The organism is Ruegeria sp. BF6 (assembly GCF_056538665.1).
Genome location: NZ_JBQFTN010000013.1, coordinates 1 through 15,089, shown reverse-complemented (window position 1 = coordinate 15,089; position 15,089 = coordinate 1). Strand labels below are relative to the sequence as shown.

At 58.3% G+C, this 15,089-nt stretch carries 15 protein-coding genes and 1 tRNA gene; 7 read left to right on the top strand and 9 right to left on the bottom strand.

From position 1 onward, the window contains the following. Positions 1-106: 106 nt before the first annotated feature. A complete protein-coding gene (locus ACR0IM_RS19635) occupies positions 107-1,123 on the bottom strand; it encodes a Fe(3+) ABC transporter substrate-binding protein (protein ID WP_480683006.1) in 1,017 nt (338 codons plus the stop codon). A 324-nt stretch (positions 1,124-1,447) separates the two neighbouring features. On the opposite strand from ACR0IM_RS19635, the gene ACR0IM_RS19630 reads away from it, so the two are divergent. Further along, entirely contained in the window at positions 1,448-1,984 is a 537-nt protein-coding gene (locus tag ACR0IM_RS19630; protein WP_480682945.1) for a hypothetical protein, read from the top strand. A 170-nt stretch (positions 1,985-2,154) separates the two neighbouring features. On the opposite strand, the gene ykgO is transcribed toward ACR0IM_RS19630, so the two are convergent. Together ykgO and ACR0IM_RS19620 are read right to left on the bottom strand one after the other, a co-directional pair. After that, positions 2,155-2,280, bottom strand: a complete 126-nt coding sequence (gene ykgO, locus ACR0IM_RS19625) for a type B 50S ribosomal protein L36 (RefSeq protein ID WP_005648635.1) — start codon at positions 2,278-2,280, stop codon at positions 2,155-2,157. Between the two features lie 90 nt (positions 2,281-2,370). Beyond that, a tRNA-Val gene (locus tag ACR0IM_RS19620) sits at positions 2,371-2,445 on the bottom strand. A 149-nt stretch (positions 2,446-2,594) separates the two neighbouring features. Here ACR0IM_RS19620 and ACR0IM_RS19615 point away from each other — a divergent pair. Continuing rightward, on the top strand, positions 2,595-3,455 hold the full coding sequence (locus ACR0IM_RS19615) for an N-formylglutamate amidohydrolase (protein WP_480594708.1): 861 nt from the start codon (positions 2,595-2,597) through the stop codon (positions 3,453-3,455). Positions 3,456-3,457: 2 nt separating this feature from the next. On the opposite strand, the gene ACR0IM_RS19610 is transcribed toward ACR0IM_RS19615, so the two are convergent. Then, positions 3,458-4,711 (bottom strand): DNA polymerase IV, encoded by a 1,254-nt coding sequence (locus ACR0IM_RS19610; protein ID WP_480594707.1) that lies wholly within the window; start codon positions 4,709-4,711, stop codon positions 3,458-3,460. Between the two features lie 359 nt (positions 4,712-5,070). Next, on the bottom strand, positions 5,071-5,775 hold the full coding sequence (pyrF, locus tag ACR0IM_RS19605; RefSeq protein ID WP_480682944.1) for an orotidine-5'-phosphate decarboxylase: 705 nt from the start codon (positions 5,773-5,775) through the stop codon (positions 5,071-5,073). 152 nt (positions 5,776-5,927) lie between these two features. Here pyrF and ACR0IM_RS19600 point away from each other — a divergent pair, with 152 nt between their 5' ends. After that, on the top strand, positions 5,928-6,248 hold the full coding sequence (locus ACR0IM_RS19600) for a hypothetical protein (protein ID WP_480682943.1): 321 nt from the start codon (positions 5,928-5,930) through the stop codon (positions 6,246-6,248). Here ACR0IM_RS19600 and ACR0IM_RS19595 read toward each other — a convergent pair. Beyond that, positions 6,222-6,584 (bottom strand): hypothetical protein, encoded by a 363-nt coding sequence (locus tag ACR0IM_RS19595; protein WP_480682942.1) that lies wholly within the window; start codon positions 6,582-6,584, stop codon positions 6,222-6,224. The two genes, ACR0IM_RS19600 and ACR0IM_RS19595, sit on opposite strands and share 27 nt — an antisense overlap. Positions 6,585-6,793: 209 nt before the next feature. Here ACR0IM_RS19595 and ACR0IM_RS19590 point away from each other — a divergent pair, with 209 nt between their 5' ends. Together ACR0IM_RS19590 and clpB are read left to right on the top strand one after the other, a co-directional pair. Then, entirely contained in the window at positions 6,794-7,246 is a 453-nt protein-coding gene (locus ACR0IM_RS19590; RefSeq protein ID WP_480682941.1) for a hypothetical protein, read from the top strand. A 172-nt stretch (positions 7,247-7,418) separates the two neighbouring features. Then, positions 7,419-10,037, top strand: coding sequence for an ATP-dependent chaperone ClpB (gene clpB / locus ACR0IM_RS19585; RefSeq protein ID WP_480682940.1), 2,619 nt, complete (start codon positions 7,419-7,421; stop codon positions 10,035-10,037). Between the two features lie 49 nt (positions 10,038-10,086). Here clpB and ACR0IM_RS19580 read toward each other — a convergent pair whose 3' ends face one another. The 3 genes from ACR0IM_RS19580 to ACR0IM_RS19570 form a co-directional block, all read right to left on the bottom strand. Then, positions 10,087-11,016, bottom strand: coding sequence for an alpha/beta hydrolase (locus tag ACR0IM_RS19580; RefSeq protein WP_480682939.1), 930 nt, complete (start codon positions 11,014-11,016; stop codon positions 10,087-10,089). Positions 11,017-11,050: 34 nt separating this feature from the next. Further along, positions 11,051-11,866, bottom strand: coding sequence for a cyclase family protein (locus ACR0IM_RS19575; RefSeq protein ID WP_480594700.1), 816 nt, complete (start codon positions 11,864-11,866; stop codon positions 11,051-11,053). Between the two features lie 163 nt (positions 11,867-12,029). Further along, positions 12,030-12,923, bottom strand: coding sequence for a hypothetical protein (locus ACR0IM_RS19570; protein ID WP_480642036.1), 894 nt, complete (start codon positions 12,921-12,923; stop codon positions 12,030-12,032). Positions 12,924-13,248: 325 nt separating this feature from the next. Here ACR0IM_RS19570 and msrP point away from each other — a divergent pair, with 325 nt between their 5' ends. Both msrP and msrQ read left to right on the top strand, forming a co-directional pair. Continuing rightward, the gene (msrP, locus tag ACR0IM_RS19565) at positions 13,249-14,151 is read left to right on the top strand and encodes a protein-methionine-sulfoxide reductase catalytic subunit MsrP (RefSeq protein WP_480642037.1); all 903 of its coding nucleotides are present in this window, start codon (positions 13,249-13,251) and stop codon (positions 14,149-14,151) included. A 4-nt stretch (positions 14,152-14,155) separates the two neighbouring features. Next, complete coding sequence (gene msrQ / locus ACR0IM_RS19560) at positions 14,156-14,770, top strand: protein-methionine-sulfoxide reductase heme-binding subunit MsrQ (protein WP_480642038.1); 615 nt, start codon at positions 14,156-14,158, stop codon at positions 14,768-14,770. Positions 14,771-15,089: the final 319 nt, after the last annotated feature.

Here is a 15,089-nt window from a genome sequence, read left to right as displayed (position 1 = left end):
GAATCGCGTTCGTATCTGAGATTATCGTCCAAAAAAATTTGTAACGCAACAAGAAGGGGCGCAGAAATTTCTGCGCCCTGTCGTTTGATCTGTGTGTTTGTCCGGATCAGTTCCAGCCGACCTCGTTGAAGATTTTCTGCGCCTCGGGCAGATTCTCTGCGACTTCGGACAGGTTCACCTCATCGGCCTTGAACTCACCCAATGCCTTGACCGAGTCCACAAGTTCGACCCCTTCGACCGCCGGGAATTCGTCATTGCCTGCCGAGAAGTATTTCTGGGCCGAGTCGCTGGCTAGGTATTCCAGGAACAGGATCGCGTTTTCCTTGTTCGGTGCGTTCGCCGCCACACCGGCGCCGGACAGGTTCATATGCGCGCCGTTGCTGTCCTGGTTGGGGAAGACCCAGCCGATCGAGTCGATGTCAGCGGACACACCTTTGACGTCCTTGCGGATGGCGCGGGCAAAGTAATAAGTGTTCGAAACTGCGATGTCGCATTCACCCGAAACGATGCCGCGCAGCTGGTCGGTGTCGCCGCCCTGCGGGTCACGCGCCATGTTGGCAACGATGCCTTCGGCCCAGGCTTTGGCAGCCTCGGGGCCCTCATGGGTGATGATCGAGGCCAGCAGGGTCTGGTTGTAGGTGTTGCTGGACGACCGGATGCAGATCAGGCCCTTGTATTCCGGCTTGGCCAGATCGGCATAGGTGGCCGGTGGGTTGGCCACGTTTTCCTTGTCGAAAAAGATGATGCGGCCCCGCTGGGAAAAGCCGAACCACTCGTTATCGGTGTCCTGCAGGTTGGCAGGGATACGCTCTTCCAGAACGGTGCTGTCGATCGATTGCAGGATGCCCGCGTTTTTGGCCCGCGCCAGACGAGATGTATCGACGGTCAGCAGGATATCGGCAGGCGAATTCGCCCCTTCGGCTTCCATACGGGCGATCAACTCATCAGCCTTGCCCTCGATACGGTTGATGGTGATGCCGGTCGCCTCTTCGAAGTCACCGTACAGGTTTTCGTCGGTGTCGTAGTGGCGCGAGGAATAGAGGTTCAGTTCCCCCTCGGCAGCGGCGGAGGTTGCAATCAGGGCCGTCAGAGCGGCGGCAATGCAGGTAGAGGATTTCAGCATCATGTGTCCCAACATTTTAAACTTCGGTGGATCGATATCCGACTGAATTGGTCAATTAAACGATTCTCGAGGGGATGCAAGCAATTCCGACAAAATTAGTTGGTCAAAAGGTCGCCGTTGGCGGGCGCGAATAGGCATGAGGCAACGAGTACCTGAAAAAATGCGGTGGAAATGACCGAAATAGAGCCCAGTGCAGACATTTGAAACTGACGGTATTCTACCCATGGCAACACGATTATGACTTGGCAGGAAGTTTGGGTGCCGCACTGAATCGTGACTTAACGTTGATTTCAGGTAAGATGATCGAAAGAGGAAGCGGACAAAATGAAAGCTATCCCTGCCATCTTAGTTGCTCTTCTAGGTTCGCAGTCATTTGCACAAGAAGACCCAATTGGGGGTCGTATGATCTGCGAAATCCTTGCAAGCAAATTTGTTCCAACCAGCGACGATCACCACATCTCAAACGACAACGACGGTGAAAGGTATTCGTCTGGCACAGCATTCAACTTTGACTACACGCACGATTTAGAGAATGGCCTAGAAATATTTCTTGGCGAGCCGAATAGGGCAAATATGCTGATTGAAGAGTCGTTTCCTGCTGGCAGCTTCAAAGGGATATCCCGAATAACTAACAGAGCTGAGTTTAGGAAAGCCTACAGTGAATTATCACTCGACAAGTTTTCGATGAACTACAAAGGCGATTATCAACTCTATCTTAGAAAGTGCGATTCTGAGGAGTGGGAAGGTTTCTACACTGAGACCTATGTCAGCGGTCATTTTACTCAGGTAGTTTCGTTAAAATGTAGCACGTTTGTGGATTCCGTTGATGAAGTCTTGGCGCGCTTAAGGTTAACCGACTAGCCTGCTGATTATCTCAACGCCAAACTAGGAGAAGTGCTTTAGAGCGGCCAGTATTACCCCTATCAGCTTGTGGAACAAACGGCAGGTTTGTCCGCGTAGCAGACATAGAAGTGCCCAACAAAAAAACCGCACCCAGGGGCGCGGTTCTTTCAAACAGTTATGTGCAATTCTCAGCCCTGACGAGCTTTGAACTTGCGCTGCGTCTTGTTGATCACGTAGACGCGGCCTTTGCGACGCACAACCCGGCAATCACGGTGCCGGTTCTTGAGCGAGCGGAGCGAGTTCTTGACCTTCATGGGTCTGTCTCCAATCTGCGGCGCCTTCATCAAGGACGTGGCCAGCGCCTGGGTTAGCGGGTGCCCCGGAACTCCGGAACAGTGAAACGATGGTGGGCGGTACAAGGATCGAACTTGTGACCCCTTCGATGTCAACGAAGTGCTCTACCGCTGAGCTAACCGCCCACTGAAACCTTTGCGTGCCCTGCCCCATAACGAAATGGGGCGCGGATCCCCGCGCCGGTAGCGGGGTCTATAAAAGGAGTCGCAGAGGGGTTCAAGGGGTTTGGTAGAACTATTTTCCGGTCTATGTTGAAACCGAACAAGGAGTCACCATGCAGAACACGCCCTATGTATTGGATATGCCCACCAGCCGCACGTCCTGCGTGGTGTTTTCCTCTCCGCATAGTGGCCGGAATTACCCTGAAACCATGCTCAGCCGCTCGGTTCTGAGCGAAAACGTGATTCGATCCTCGGAAGATGCCTTTGTGGATCAGTTGTTTTCTGCGGCGGCTGATTTTGGCGCGCCGTTGATCTCGGCTGTGATGCCGCGTGCCTATCTGGACCTGAACCGCAGCGCCGAGGAGCTGGACCCGGCGCTGATTCAGGGCGCGCGCCGTCATGGGCACAACCCGCGTGTGGCTTCGGGGTTGGGGGTGATTCCCCGCGTGGTGGCGAATGGGCGTGCGATTTATCGCGGCAAGCTGACGATGGATGAGGCCCGCCTGCGTATCGACACCATCTGGCGCCCGTATCACGCCCGCATCAAATCCCTGCTCACCGAATCGCACAAGGCGTTCGGGCAGGCGATTCTGGTCGATTGCCATTCGATGCCGCATGAGGCCGTTGCCATGGTCAGCAATCCAAGAACCAGACGCCCGGACGTTGTGCTGGGCGACAGGTTCGGGGCGTCGGCGTCGGTCGATGTGGTAGACCGGATCGAAGCGGCCTTTGTCGCCGCCGGGCTGAACGTTGCGCGCAACACGCCGTTTGCCGGGGCTTACGTCACCCAGACCTATGGCCGCCCGACCCGTGATCAGCACGCCGTACAGATCGAGATCGACCGGGCGCTGTATATGGACGAAGTCCGAATCGAGCCGAATGAGAACTTCGCCGCGTTTCAGGAGATTCTGCGTGAGATCATTCGGGACATTGCCGGTATCGGCGAGGAATCCCTGCGTTTGGCCGCCGAGTGACCTCAGCGCAGGGCGCGGCCTTTGACAATCGCATCGCTGCCAAAGCGACGCCGGATCTCATCGGTGGCCCGCTCAGCTTGTGACCTTTGGGTGGCGCCGGGGTCCAGCAGGTCACCCGATATGTCCGCCTGCGATTCAGCGCACAGATCGGACAGGCCAACGCCCAGCAAGCGATAGGGCCCCTGATCCCCGACCTGATCGAACAACCCCCGTGCGGTGCGATAAATCCGGTCAGCGATCTGCGTCGCGTCCCGCAGGGACAGGCGGCGGGTGATGATCTTGTGATTGGCGCGTTTCAGTTTCAGCGTGATGACCCGTCCGGCCAGCGCCTTGGCCTTGGCGCGGTCGGCTACCTTTTCTGACATGCGCCACAAGTGGCCATCCAGAATGTCCAGACTGGCGGTGTCTTCGAAGAACGTGGTCTCGTTGCTGATCGATTTCATCGGCTCGTGCGCCGAGACGCGTCGCTTGTCCTGCCCGCGGGCCAGATGCCACAGCCGATAACCCATGGATCCGAACCGCGCAGTCAGCGCCTCTTGGTCCCATCGCAGCAGGTCGGAAAAGCTGCGGATACCTGCGCGGTCCAGAGATTCCTGTGCGGCCGGACCGATGCCCCAGATCAGCCGCACCGGTTTGTCATACAGGAAGCCCGCCGTCTCAGCCTGACCGATCACCGAAAACCCGCGTGGCTTGTCGAGATCGGACGCGACCTTGGCCAGAAACTTGTTGTGCGACAGGCCGATCGAGCCGGTCACGCCCAACTCATCCTTCATCCGCTTCACCAGCCGCGCCAGCATCACGGCAGGCGGCGCACCGTGCAGGCGTTCGGTGCCGGACAGGTCCATGAACGCCTCATCCAATGACAGCGGCTCAACCACCGGAGTCAGCTCATCCATCATCTTGCGAATCTCGCGCGAGACTTCGGCATAGACCGACATGCGCGGCTTAATCACCACCGCCTCGGGGCAGAGTTGCAGCGCCTTGAACATCGGCATCGCCGAACGGACGCCGCGAATGCGGGCCACATAGCAGGCGGTGGACACAACGCCCCGCTTGCCGCCGCCGATGATCACCGGTTTGTCGGCCAGTTCCGGATCGTCGCGCTTCTCGACCGAGGCGTAAAAGGCGTCACAATCCATATGCGCGATGGACAGATCGAACAGTTCCGGATGTGTCTTTACCCGCGGGCTGCCGCAGGCAGGACAGCGCCGTTCGTTGGTCAAGGTGGTCAGGCAATCTCGGCAGAGACCGGGCATGTAGTTTTCCCGCCTTCCGTGCGATCCAGTCAGCGGCTTACTTATACCAGCCTCGGCTGCTGCGCAAAGTACCAGCGGATGCAAAGGTCACGGCGATGTCCGGAAGAAGACCCCCCGCGAAGTGGCGGGGGGAGGTGACGGACCTCAGGAAGAGACGGTCCGCGGGGAGTATCACGACCCTAGAATCGCTTAAAATCGCCGGTTTCGGTAGGACCCAGATCGCGCTAGAAAAACTCGGGTTTTTCATGTGTGTTTTGGGGCACAGGGACGATTTGGCGCGGACCAGCTGAAAAGTGACGCAAGGTCAACCGGTTGACTGCGGTTTTCGGCGTGAAAATCCGCCGATCTGCAAGGGTGTCTCAGTGCTGTGTCAAGGAATTTAACTCGGCAAGAACCGCCTCTGCGGCCGCTTTCGGATCCGCGGCCTGATAGATCGGGCGTCCGACAACGATGTGATCGGCACCGTCGCCGATGGCGCTGGCCGGGGTGGCCACACGTTTCTGGTCGCCGAGGGCTGAGCCGGTCGGGCGGACGCCAGGTGTGACGATCAGGCGGCCCTCGGCCTGCGGCAGGGCGCGGATCAAGGCGGCTTCCTGCGGGCTGGCGATCACACCATCGGCGCCGGCTTCTAGTGCGTTGGCCGCACGCTCAACCACCAGATCCTGCACGTCGCCCTGTTTCAGCAGGCTGGCATCCAGATCGTCCCGGTTCAGCGAAGTCAGGATGGTTACCGCCAGAATCTTGAGGTCTTTGCCTGAGGCCCCCTCTTTCGCCGCACGCACCACATGCGGGTCGCCATGCACGGTCAGGAAATCCAGATCGAACTGCGCCAGCCCCCGCACAGCGTTTTCCACCGTGTTGCTGATATCGAACAGCTTCATGTCCAGAAATATGCGCTTGCCATGATCCTGTTTCAGCTCATTGGCCAGAGCCAAACCGCCTCCGGTCAGCATTCCCAGCCCGATCTTGTAGAAGGACACCGCGTCGCCCAGCCGCTCGGCCATGGCTAAACCCTGCAGGGCGTTCGGGACATCAAGGGCAACGATCAGGCGGTCATCGGACATGGGGCAAGCTCCTTTTTGGCAAACGTCTGCGTCCTAGCGGGTTCGGGCGCCTCTGTCCATGCGGGACCGAAGGGTGACGAAAACCAACCCGCAAATACCGGACTGTGATATGGTGCAGGACATTCAATGGCGCATTTCAGATGGGGGAGAATATGAAAGCACGGATTGGAGTTGGACTTGTTCTGGTATTGGCGGCGTGTCAGGACATGCCGCTGGAGACAGAAGCTGCGGACACTTTCATCGTGTCACCAACAAATGATGATCTGCGTCTTGTGCGCGGATATCGGTCCACCGATGACGATTGTCAGCTGACCGGGGAAACAGCCTTTACAATCGATTTTCTGGATGATGCGGCGGATCTTGTATCCTGTCCGACAGGAAGCGATGCGGCGCAATCCTTGGTCGAGATGTATGGTGCGCGGCAGGTGGCGGCAACCGGAGGCTATTCAGTCTTTACGGTTCCTCGCCGATAGACCGCCCCAGGCGTGGCCGACCCTAGGAAAAAGCGATGTCAGCCTGTCGTACATTTCTGCCAGGATATTGATTTTCCTCAGCCCGCGCGGCGCTACAGGATATTCTTTGCCCTCGGCGATCTTCATCGAGCTGATCAGGTGTGGCACGGCTTGCAGCATGGCATCACGTAAGGGGATGGTTGTGTCACCGTCTCGCAATTGCGCAGACGAGTTGGCTTTGCGGCGTTGCGTGTCTCCCCACTTGATCAAAGCGCTGGGACGGTAACTGCGGTCCTGCACCGGTGCATCGCGCAGCATCCCGAAATCGGCCTCCGGAGCGTCAAACCGGTGTTGCATGGATCTCCTGTTGGCCAGTGGAAAGTGAATCAGCGCAAATTCGGGGGCGTGGGCCCATGGATGGAAGGCCCCGTGTGCGCCCAGGAAAAACTTGATCGGTTCGCTCAAGTCAAAGCGTTTGGAATAGCGCGTCGAAGACCTGAGTTGCATCCGGTCCTCTGGCAGCGGCTCGACCTCGAATCCCACCGCCCCACGACACTTTGCGGCAGTTGGCTTTCCACAATCTGAAGCAAGGTCTGCTCGCGCTGTGTCGGCAGGACGAATTCATCCACGTCTCCGCACAGCACCCAGGCACGCGAGTTGAGAAGAACAGCGCAGATATCGGTGAGTATCCGCCAACGTTGTTCATCAAAATCCTCTGGCAACTGATTGCGTGGGATTCTGATCAGGTTGCAGTCTTTCGCCATTTCAGAATGAACGTCGTCGTTGCCACGACCAACGATTTACTGGTTTTTCGTACCGAGCATCTGGCCACAATACTCAATCCATTTCGAAAAATACCAATGGTCTTACAGGCCATCGTGACGGCGCAAACATTCAACTCAAACTCTCTTGTCGGAGACGCGAAAAAATTGAGCGTGATTTTCCGGGCAAGGCCAAAGGTTTTGATGAGTTTGTGTCATTTCGGCCTTGTGGACCTTCCCGGCATTGCGATGTGTTAACTACGGCAACCGGCGTGTTGTGCGTGGAGATAGAAGAAAACACTGCGGCATTTGCGTATGCTATGTCTTGAAAGCGTTCAGAAATTCACCAGATTGAATGCGAGGCCCAGACCGACGCGTGCCGCCAAGCGGGCGCATCACATTCAGGGCGCTTGAGGAAAAGGAGAATAATATGGACTTGAACAAGTTCACCGAGCGGGCACGGGGATTCGTGCAGGCGGCGCAGACGATTGCGCTGCGCGAGGGGCACCAAAGGCTGGAGCCCACACATATACTCAAGGCATTGATGGATGACGATCAGGGGCTGGCCAGCAACCTAATCACCCGCGCGGGCGGTGCACCGAACCGCGTGGTTGAGGCGCTGGACGCGGCGATGGGGAGAATCCCGAAAGTCAGCGGCGATGCGAGCCAGATTTATATGGACGGCCAGACTGCCAAGGTGTTGGACGAGGCACAGAAGATTGCCACCAAGGCGGGTGACAGCTTTGTGCCGGTCGAACGCGTGTTGATGGCGCTGTGCATGGTGAAATCCAAAGCCAAAGAGGCATTGGAAGCCGGGGCCGTATCCGCCCAGAAACTGAACGAAGCGATTAACGATATCCGCAAGGGTCGCACCGCTGACACCGCATCGGCGGAAGAGGGTTATGACGCGCTCAAGAAATACGCGCGCGACCTGACCGAAGCTGCTGCGGAAGGCAAGATCGACCCGATCATCGGGCGGGATGAGGAAATCCGCCGCTCGATGCAGGTTCTGTCGCGTCGCACCAAGAACAACCCGGTTCTGATCGGTGAACCCGGCGTCGGTAAAACCGCGATTGCCGAGGGCATGGCCCTGCGCATCATCAATGGCGACGTACCGGAATCGCTGAAGGACAAGAAGCTGCTTGCGCTCGATATGGGTGCGTTGATTGCCGGTGCGAAGTATCGCGGTGAATTCGAGGAGCGTCTGAAGGCCGTTCTGACCGAGGTGACTGAAGCCGCTGGTGAGATCATCCTGTTCATCGATGAGATGCACACTCTGGTCGGCGCGGGTAAATCCGACGGCGCGATGGATGCCGCAAACCTGATCAAGCCTGCGCTTGCCCGGGGTGAGTTGCATTGTATTGGTGCGACCACGCTGGACGAGTACCGTAAGTACGTCGAAAAAGACGCGGCCCTTGCGCGCCGGTTCCAGCCTGTGATGGTCACCGAGCCGACGGTCGAGGACACCATCAGCATCCTGCGCGGCATCAAGGAAAAGTACGAACTGCACCATGGCGTGCGTATCTCGGATTCGGCGCTGGTATCGGCGGCGACTTTGTCGCATCGCTATATCACCGACCGGTTCCTGCCCGACAAAGCCATCGACTTGGTCGATGAGGCCGCGTCGCGCCTGCGGATGGAAGTGGACTCCAAGCCCGAGGAGCTCGATCAGCTGGATCGTCAGATCCTGCAGATGCAGATCGAGGAAGAGGCACTGAAGCTGGAAGATGACGCGGCCTCGAAGGATCGTCTGGAAACCTTGCAAAAGGATCTGGCTGATCTGCAGGAGCAATCCGCCGAGATGACCGCCCAATGGCAGGCCGAACGTGACAAGCTTGCGGGCGCGCGTGATTTGAAGGAACAGCTCGACAAGGCGCGGGCTGATCTGGAGATCGCCAAGCGCGAAGGCAACCTCGCCAAGGCGGGTGAGCTGTCCTATGGCGTCATCCCCGAGCTTGAGAAAAAGCTGACTGAGGCTGAAAACGCCGAAAGTAGCCAGATGATGGCCGAGGAAACGGTGCGTCCGGAACAGATCGCCTCGGTGGTCGAACGCTGGACGGGTATTCCGACCTCGAAAATGCTGGAAGGTGAGCGCGAGAAACTGCTGCGGATGGAAGACGATCTGCACTCCCGTGTGATCGGTCAGGATGCGGCTGTGACCGCCGTGGCCAACGCCGTGCGCCGTGCGCGTGCAGGCCTGAATGACGAGGGTCGCCCGCTGGGCTCGTTCTTGTTCCTCGGCCCGACCGGCGTGGGTAAGACCGAGCTGACCAAAGCCGTGGCAAATTTCCTGTTCGACGACGACAACGCGATGGTGCGCATCGACATGTCCGAGTTCATGGAGAAACACGCGGTCGCCCGTCTGATAGGTGCCCCTCCGGGCTATGTCGGCTATGACGAAGGTGGCGTGCTGACCGAAGCTGTACGGCGCCGGCCCTATCAGGTCGTGCTGTTTGATGAGGTCGAAAAGGCGCATCCGGATGTGTTCAACGTGCTGTTGCAGGTTCTGGACGATGGTGTTCTGACCGATGGTCAGGGTCGCACCGTGGACTTCAAGCAGACGCTGATCATCCTGACGTCGAACCTCGGGTCTCAGGCGCTCAGCCAGTTGCCCGAAGGAGCTGACAGCGCGCAGGCACGGCGAGATGTGATGGATGCGGTCCGGGCGCATTTCCGGCCCGAGTTCCTGAACCGTCTGGACGAGACCATCATCTTTGACCGCCTCAAGCGGGCCGATATGGATGGCATCGTCGATATTCAGATGGCGCGTCTGCAGAAACGTCTGGCCGCCCGCAAGATCGAGCTGGTGTTGGACGATGGCGCGAAGGAATGGCTGGCCAACGAAGGTTATGATCCGGTGTTCGGTGCGCGCCCTCTGAAACGGGTGATCCAGCGCGCGTTGCAGAACCCGCTGGCCGAAGCCTTGCTGGCCGGTGAGATCAAGGATGGTGAGACCGTTCCGGTTACGGCCGGGACAGATGGCCTGATCATCGGTGACCGGTTGGGCACATCAGAGCGGCCCCGCCCGGATGATGCCGTGGTGCACTAACGAACGCCCGACAAAAGAAAGACCCGCCACCCCGGCGGGTCTTTAATTCTTATGTCCCGGCAAATTGCCGGTTCAGGAATTCGGCGATTTCTGTCAGGGACGCTTCCGCCTCGGGGATATCCGGGTAGAATTCGAACACGTGCCACATGCCTTCCCAGATGCGCAAAGTGCAGTCCGCACCCGCATTACGCAGGAGATGATCCAGACGCACGCAACCGCTCAGCAGATGATCGCGGGTTCCGCTGGTCAGGAAGACGGGTGGAAAACCGGCGTCGAACGTGCCGTAGATCGGTGAGATGTCGGGATGTGTCAGGTCGGTTTGACCCGGTGCGTAACAGGACCGGAAAAACTCGACCTCGGTCTGGTTGAGGAACGGGTCCCGATCCGCCCGGCCGCTGTCACCGGGATTGTGCTGATCGACAAATGGCGACAGCAGGGCCAATGCCCTTGGTTGCGGCCCGCTGGTCGCACGCATCCGGTGAAGCGCCGCCAGGGCCAGATTGCCGCCAGCGGATTCGCCGCACAGGCAAGCGCTGGGTGTTTCCGCCAGAACGGAAGAGATCACCGCGGTACAGGCGTCAAGTGCCGCCGGGTAGGGGTGTTCTGGGGCCAGCGGGTAATGGGGCGCAATCACAACAGCACCGGTTTTTTCCGCGAGCGAGGCGGAAATCGGCAGATCCTCGAACGGGCTGCCCAAGGTAAAACCGCCCCCGAACAGATAGACAAGCTTGCGGCCTGCACGCGGTTCAGGTGGCGTGATGATCATGCATTGAACGCCTGCGATTGCCTGCTCGGACAGGGTGACGCCGGTTTTTTCAAGCACCAACGCACACCCCTGTTCGCTTTGCTCGCGCAACATGACTCGAAACTCGTCCAGGGGAAGGCTCAGATCGCGGCTCTGGGCCTGGGCTGCAAACGCCTGGGCCTCGGGGCTGATCAGGGCAAGGTTCGGCAAAGGATGGTCTTTGGTCTTGGTCATATTGGAGGCTTGGAAAGCGGGCCCTGAAACCGTTTTATATCAGTGCAAATATTCGTGCCGGACCGCCCGTGCCGCCGACATGTTTGGGGGCGCCTATGACCAACGTGGCACCGACCGCAGGTACCCGATCCAGACCGGCCATGTTTTCGATCCCAAAGCGGCCGGTTGGCAACCATGCATAGTGTGTGGCGAAATCTGTAGATATGCCGTGGTCCAGAGACAGGGTGTCCGATGCAATCGAGCGCGCGCCGGTTTCTTCCATCAACATCTGCGCAGCCTCAACGTGGAAACCGGGATAATGCTGTGCTTGACCGTCAAACCCGCGATAAGCGTCACTATCGGCCTTGGCAGCCCAGCCGGAATACAGCGCGACACAAGCGCCGTCCGGAATGTCGCCATTGGCCGACATCCACGCCCTCAGATCATCCGGGGTGAGCAGCGTATCCACGTCTTCGGCTGCGCGGGCCGCGATGTCCACGACACAGAGTGGAGCAACAAGATCCGAGACCGGGATTTCCTCTACCGAGGCCCCATCGGCGGAAAAATGCAAAGGTGCATCAATATGCGTGCCGGTGTGTTCATTCACCATCATCCGTTGCACGTTGAAGCCATGGTCTGCGAAATTGAATACCTGTTCGGACGCATATCCCGGCTCTCCGAAATACGTCGGGAAATCGGCGCTGAGCGGATGGGTCATGTCCTCGATCCCGCCGTGACCTGCAGCCAGTGCCGCGGGCGCGGCAGCTCCGGTTGCAGCGGCGGCCACGCCGGTGGCAGCTGCGGCTTTGAAAAACCCGCGCCGCGACAGCATACGGTTCTTGACGGCGTTCATTACGCAAATGTCACACATTCGTCTTCTCCCTCTGAGGTTCTTCAACTGATCGGATGGGCAGGCCACCCGCTTTTCGTTTTCAGTTCCTGAGGATCAGCCTGCATTTTTGCCGCAAGCTTTGTAAAGTCCGGGTTGGCCGCAGGTACCGCCGCCGTCACTCCCCCGAGCGCGCAGACCGGCTTTAGTAGTTGCCTGTCTGGCGGCTTTTGCGCAGGGCGCGCAGGTCTTCTGCGCTCATCCGTGGGGCGTCCTCGGCGCTTTGCACGGGCTTTAGATTGGCCTCGATCACCTCGGCCAGTTTTGGCGCCGTGTCGCGCAAACGCAGATACCCCAGAACGCCGCCTGCGCATTGCAGGCTGAAAACCCAGGTTCCAATCAACATGTAGACGACGAACAGACCGATCAGCGACCAGATTGGGCGGATGGATGCCATGCCCTTTGTCATGTCTTCAAGCTCTTGCAGGTCAGCCTGCAACGACCCGAAATAGTCCGTGGCAATCAACAGCGCGATAAGAAGCGCATGCAGGACGAACATCCCCACGTAGCTGAAGATGGTCAGCGCAAACAACGGACCGAACGACGCCCGAAAATGCCGGAAAGGCGTATAGTGCATACCGTCCGGGTCCCGCCCGACCGAGGCGGATGTGATCGGTACAAGCAGGCTGGCCCGGATCGAGCATATGGACAAAAAGACCGCAAGCAGCCCCAGCAACCCCGGAAGCGCCCAGGACGGGTCGACATATTCAAGCGCCAGGTCGGCGACTTCACTCTGCTGCAGAATGTCGGGTGAAATCACGAAAATCGAGGCCGCAATAACCACGCCCAGGATGAGGGTCACGCTCACGCCCTCGACAGCGCCGTAGATCACCGCCGGGGTGAACAGCCCTTTGATTCCTGTGCTGGGTTTCACGCCTTTGACCTGCAGACCCATCCTTGTTCCAAGCAGGGTCGGGACGACGCTGGAAGAGGCCATGATCAGGAACGTCACAATAAATGCAAATGGCGGGAAAATAAGGCCCAGCAAGAACCCGACCAGGGCTCCGATCAGATTGTAGAGGGTCAATCCAATAAACATGACCGGCAAAACTACCGCCAAGCGCCAGAAAATAGACAAGGACAAAGGGAAGGCTTTGGCAAACAGCACTGCTATAATCTCTGATCGGTATCCGTCTATATGTCGGCGTATCGAAGCCGCTAAGGCTGCGCCAGTTCTTTTCCGGAGCGTTGTCAAATGCTGTGTCGCTATGTGTCATTTTGGAATCGCAATGACGGGGCTGCGGAGGTGAGGCCGCGCCCGATACGTTACAATCTCGTCTCTCAATCGTGACGCCTGTTTCCTTGGCTCTGTGCTATCAGCGGATTACCTCATACCCGAGTAAGTTTGACGACTGGAGACATACATGGCGTTTCGCTGGACCAATTCACTGACACAAGCCGACGTCACCCCGCGGGCGGCGTTTCTGAACCGGCGGCAGGTCTTGGCCGGGCTGGCGGGTGTCGGACTGGCGGGGATGACGCGTGGGGCCGCGGCGCAGGAGGCGCTGGAACCGAACACGTGGGAAGAGATCACCTCGTACAACAATTATTACGAGTTCGGGACCGGCAAGGACGATCCGGTCAAATATGCGGGCGCGCTGACGACCGAACCTTGGAGCATCAAGATCGACGGTCTGGTCGACAATCCGGGCGAGTACGACTTCAAAGACATTATGTCCGAGATGACGGTTGAGGAACGCATATACCGCTTCCGCTGTGTCGAGGCCTGGTCGATGGTGATTCCCTGGAACGGGTTCGAACTGGCCGATCTGCTGAATTTGGCCGGCGTGCAGGATGGCGCCAGATACGTGGCTTTTGAAACCGCCGTGATCCCTGATGAGATGCCGGGCGTGCGATATCCGATTCTGGACTGGCCCTATCGCGAAGGTCTGCGCCTGGATGAGGCGATGCACCCGCTGACCATCATGGCCACCGGCATCTATGGTCGTCCGATCCCGAACCAGAACGGTGCGCCGCTGCGTCTGGTGGTGCCGTGGAAATACGGCTTCAAGTCGATTAAGTCGATCGTGCGGATCACCCTGACGGATGTCGAGCCGCCCACCAGTTGGAACATGTCCAACCCGCGCGAGTATGGTTTCTATAGTAATGTGAACCCGAATGTGAATCACCCGCGCTGGTCTCAGGCCTCGGAACGTCAGATCGGCGGCGGCCTCTTTGCCAAGCGGATTCCGACTCTGATGTTCAATGGCTACGAGAAAGAAGTTGCGGGCCTGTACGAGGGCATGGATCTGGCGGAATACTATTAAGCTTATGCAACGGGTGAATCAGATATTGCGCCGTATTCCAGTCTTGGCGGTATATCTGTTGGGAGTGCTCCCAGCACCGTGGCTGTTCTATCAGGCGCTGACCGGTGGTTTGGGCGTGGAACCGATCGAGGCGCTGGAACACCGGTACGGAGAGCTGGCGCTGCAACTGTTGATTGCGGTGCTGGCGATTTCCCCGCTGCGACGGTTCCTCGGGCTGAACCTGTTGAAGTTCCGCCGTGCCCTTGGCGTACTGACATTTACCTATGTCAGCCTGCACCTGTTGGTGTGGTTGGTCCTGGATGTTCAAGTGCCCAGCCAGATCTGGGCTGATATTGTCAAACGCCCTTATATTACGGTCGGCATGGCCGCGTTTACCCTGATGCTGCCGCTAGCGGTGACATCGAACAATCTGTCCGTGCGCAAACTGGGGCCTCGTTGGCGCAGCCTGCAACGGCTTGTCTTCCCGGCAGCGGTTCTGGGGGGGCTGCACTACGTCATGCTGGCCAAGGGATTTCAGATCGAACCGCTGGTCTATTTGACCCTGATCGTTGGCTTGCTGCTGCTGCGCCTCCCGGGTGCGGGTCTGCAGACTCGACCGCGTGAGGCCGATTCCGCCTGACTCTCTGCCGAGTCTGTGGGTAATTCTGTGTAGAAGCCGGGATTCGGGGCGTAGCTCTTACGGAAATACTCGGCGGGTTCAACTTGGCTCACTTCAACATATTGATTTAATAGAAAATTATTTGATTACGCGGTTTTTTGCAGATTTCGTGTTTTTTCTGCTTGCGGCTAGTGCTGGTTATACTTAGAACCCCCTTCACCGGCGCTGCTGAGGCGCTTGGGACGCACCGGTGAGACGGTGGGACGGGCCGGAGAGACGGTTGAGACGCTCAGGAGAGACTGGGGGCATCTTGGGAATGAGTTAGGCGGGCGCGCTGAGG

What these genes read in the sequence shown, in the direction of transcription:
- clpB (WP_480682940.1), top strand. Translation starts at nt 7,419, where the DNA reads ATGGACTTGAACAAGTTCACCGAGCGGGCACGGGGATTCGTGCAGGCG.
- ACR0IM_RS19635 (WP_480683006.1), bottom strand. Translation starts at nt 1,123, where the DNA reads ATGCTGAAATCCTCTACCTGCATTGCCGCCGCTCTGACGGCCCTGATT.
- ACR0IM_RS19575 (WP_480594700.1), bottom strand. Translation starts at nt 11,866, where the DNA reads ATGTGTGACATTTGCGTAATGAACGCCGTCAAGAACCGTATGCTGTCG.
- ACR0IM_RS19600 (WP_480682943.1), top strand. Translation starts at nt 5,928, where the DNA reads ATGAAAGCACGGATTGGAGTTGGACTTGTTCTGGTATTGGCGGCGTGT.
- ykgO (WP_005648635.1), bottom strand. Translation starts at nt 2,280, where the DNA reads ATGAAGGTCAAGAACTCGCTCCGCTCGCTCAAGAACCGGCACCGTGAT.
- ACR0IM_RS19580 (WP_480682939.1), bottom strand. Translation starts at nt 11,016, where the DNA reads ATGACCAAGACCAAAGACCATCCTTTGCCGAACCTTGCCCTGATCAGC.
- ACR0IM_RS19630 (WP_480682945.1), top strand. Translation starts at nt 1,448, where the DNA reads ATGAAAGCTATCCCTGCCATCTTAGTTGCTCTTCTAGGTTCGCAGTCA.
- ACR0IM_RS19615 (WP_480594708.1), top strand. Translation starts at nt 2,595, where the DNA reads ATGCAGAACACGCCCTATGTATTGGATATGCCCACCAGCCGCACGTCC.
- msrP (WP_480642037.1), top strand. Translation starts at nt 13,249, where the DNA reads ATGGCGTTTCGCTGGACCAATTCACTGACACAAGCCGACGTCACCCCG.
- msrQ (WP_480642038.1), top strand. Translation starts at nt 14,156, where the DNA reads ATGCAACGGGTGAATCAGATATTGCGCCGTATTCCAGTCTTGGCGGTA.
- ACR0IM_RS19570 (WP_480642036.1), bottom strand. Translation starts at nt 12,923, where the DNA reads ATGTTTATTGGATTGACCCTCTACAATCTGATCGGAGCCCTGGTCGGG.
- ACR0IM_RS19595 (WP_480682942.1), bottom strand. Translation starts at nt 6,584, where the DNA reads ATGCAACACCGGTTTGACGCTCCGGAGGCCGATTTCGGGATGCTGCGC.
- ACR0IM_RS19610 (WP_480594707.1), bottom strand. Translation starts at nt 4,711, where the DNA reads ATGCCCGGTCTCTGCCGAGATTGCCTGACCACCTTGACCAACGAACGG.
- pyrF (WP_480682944.1), bottom strand. Translation starts at nt 5,775, where the DNA reads ATGTCCGATGACCGCCTGATCGTTGCCCTTGATGTCCCGAACGCCCTG.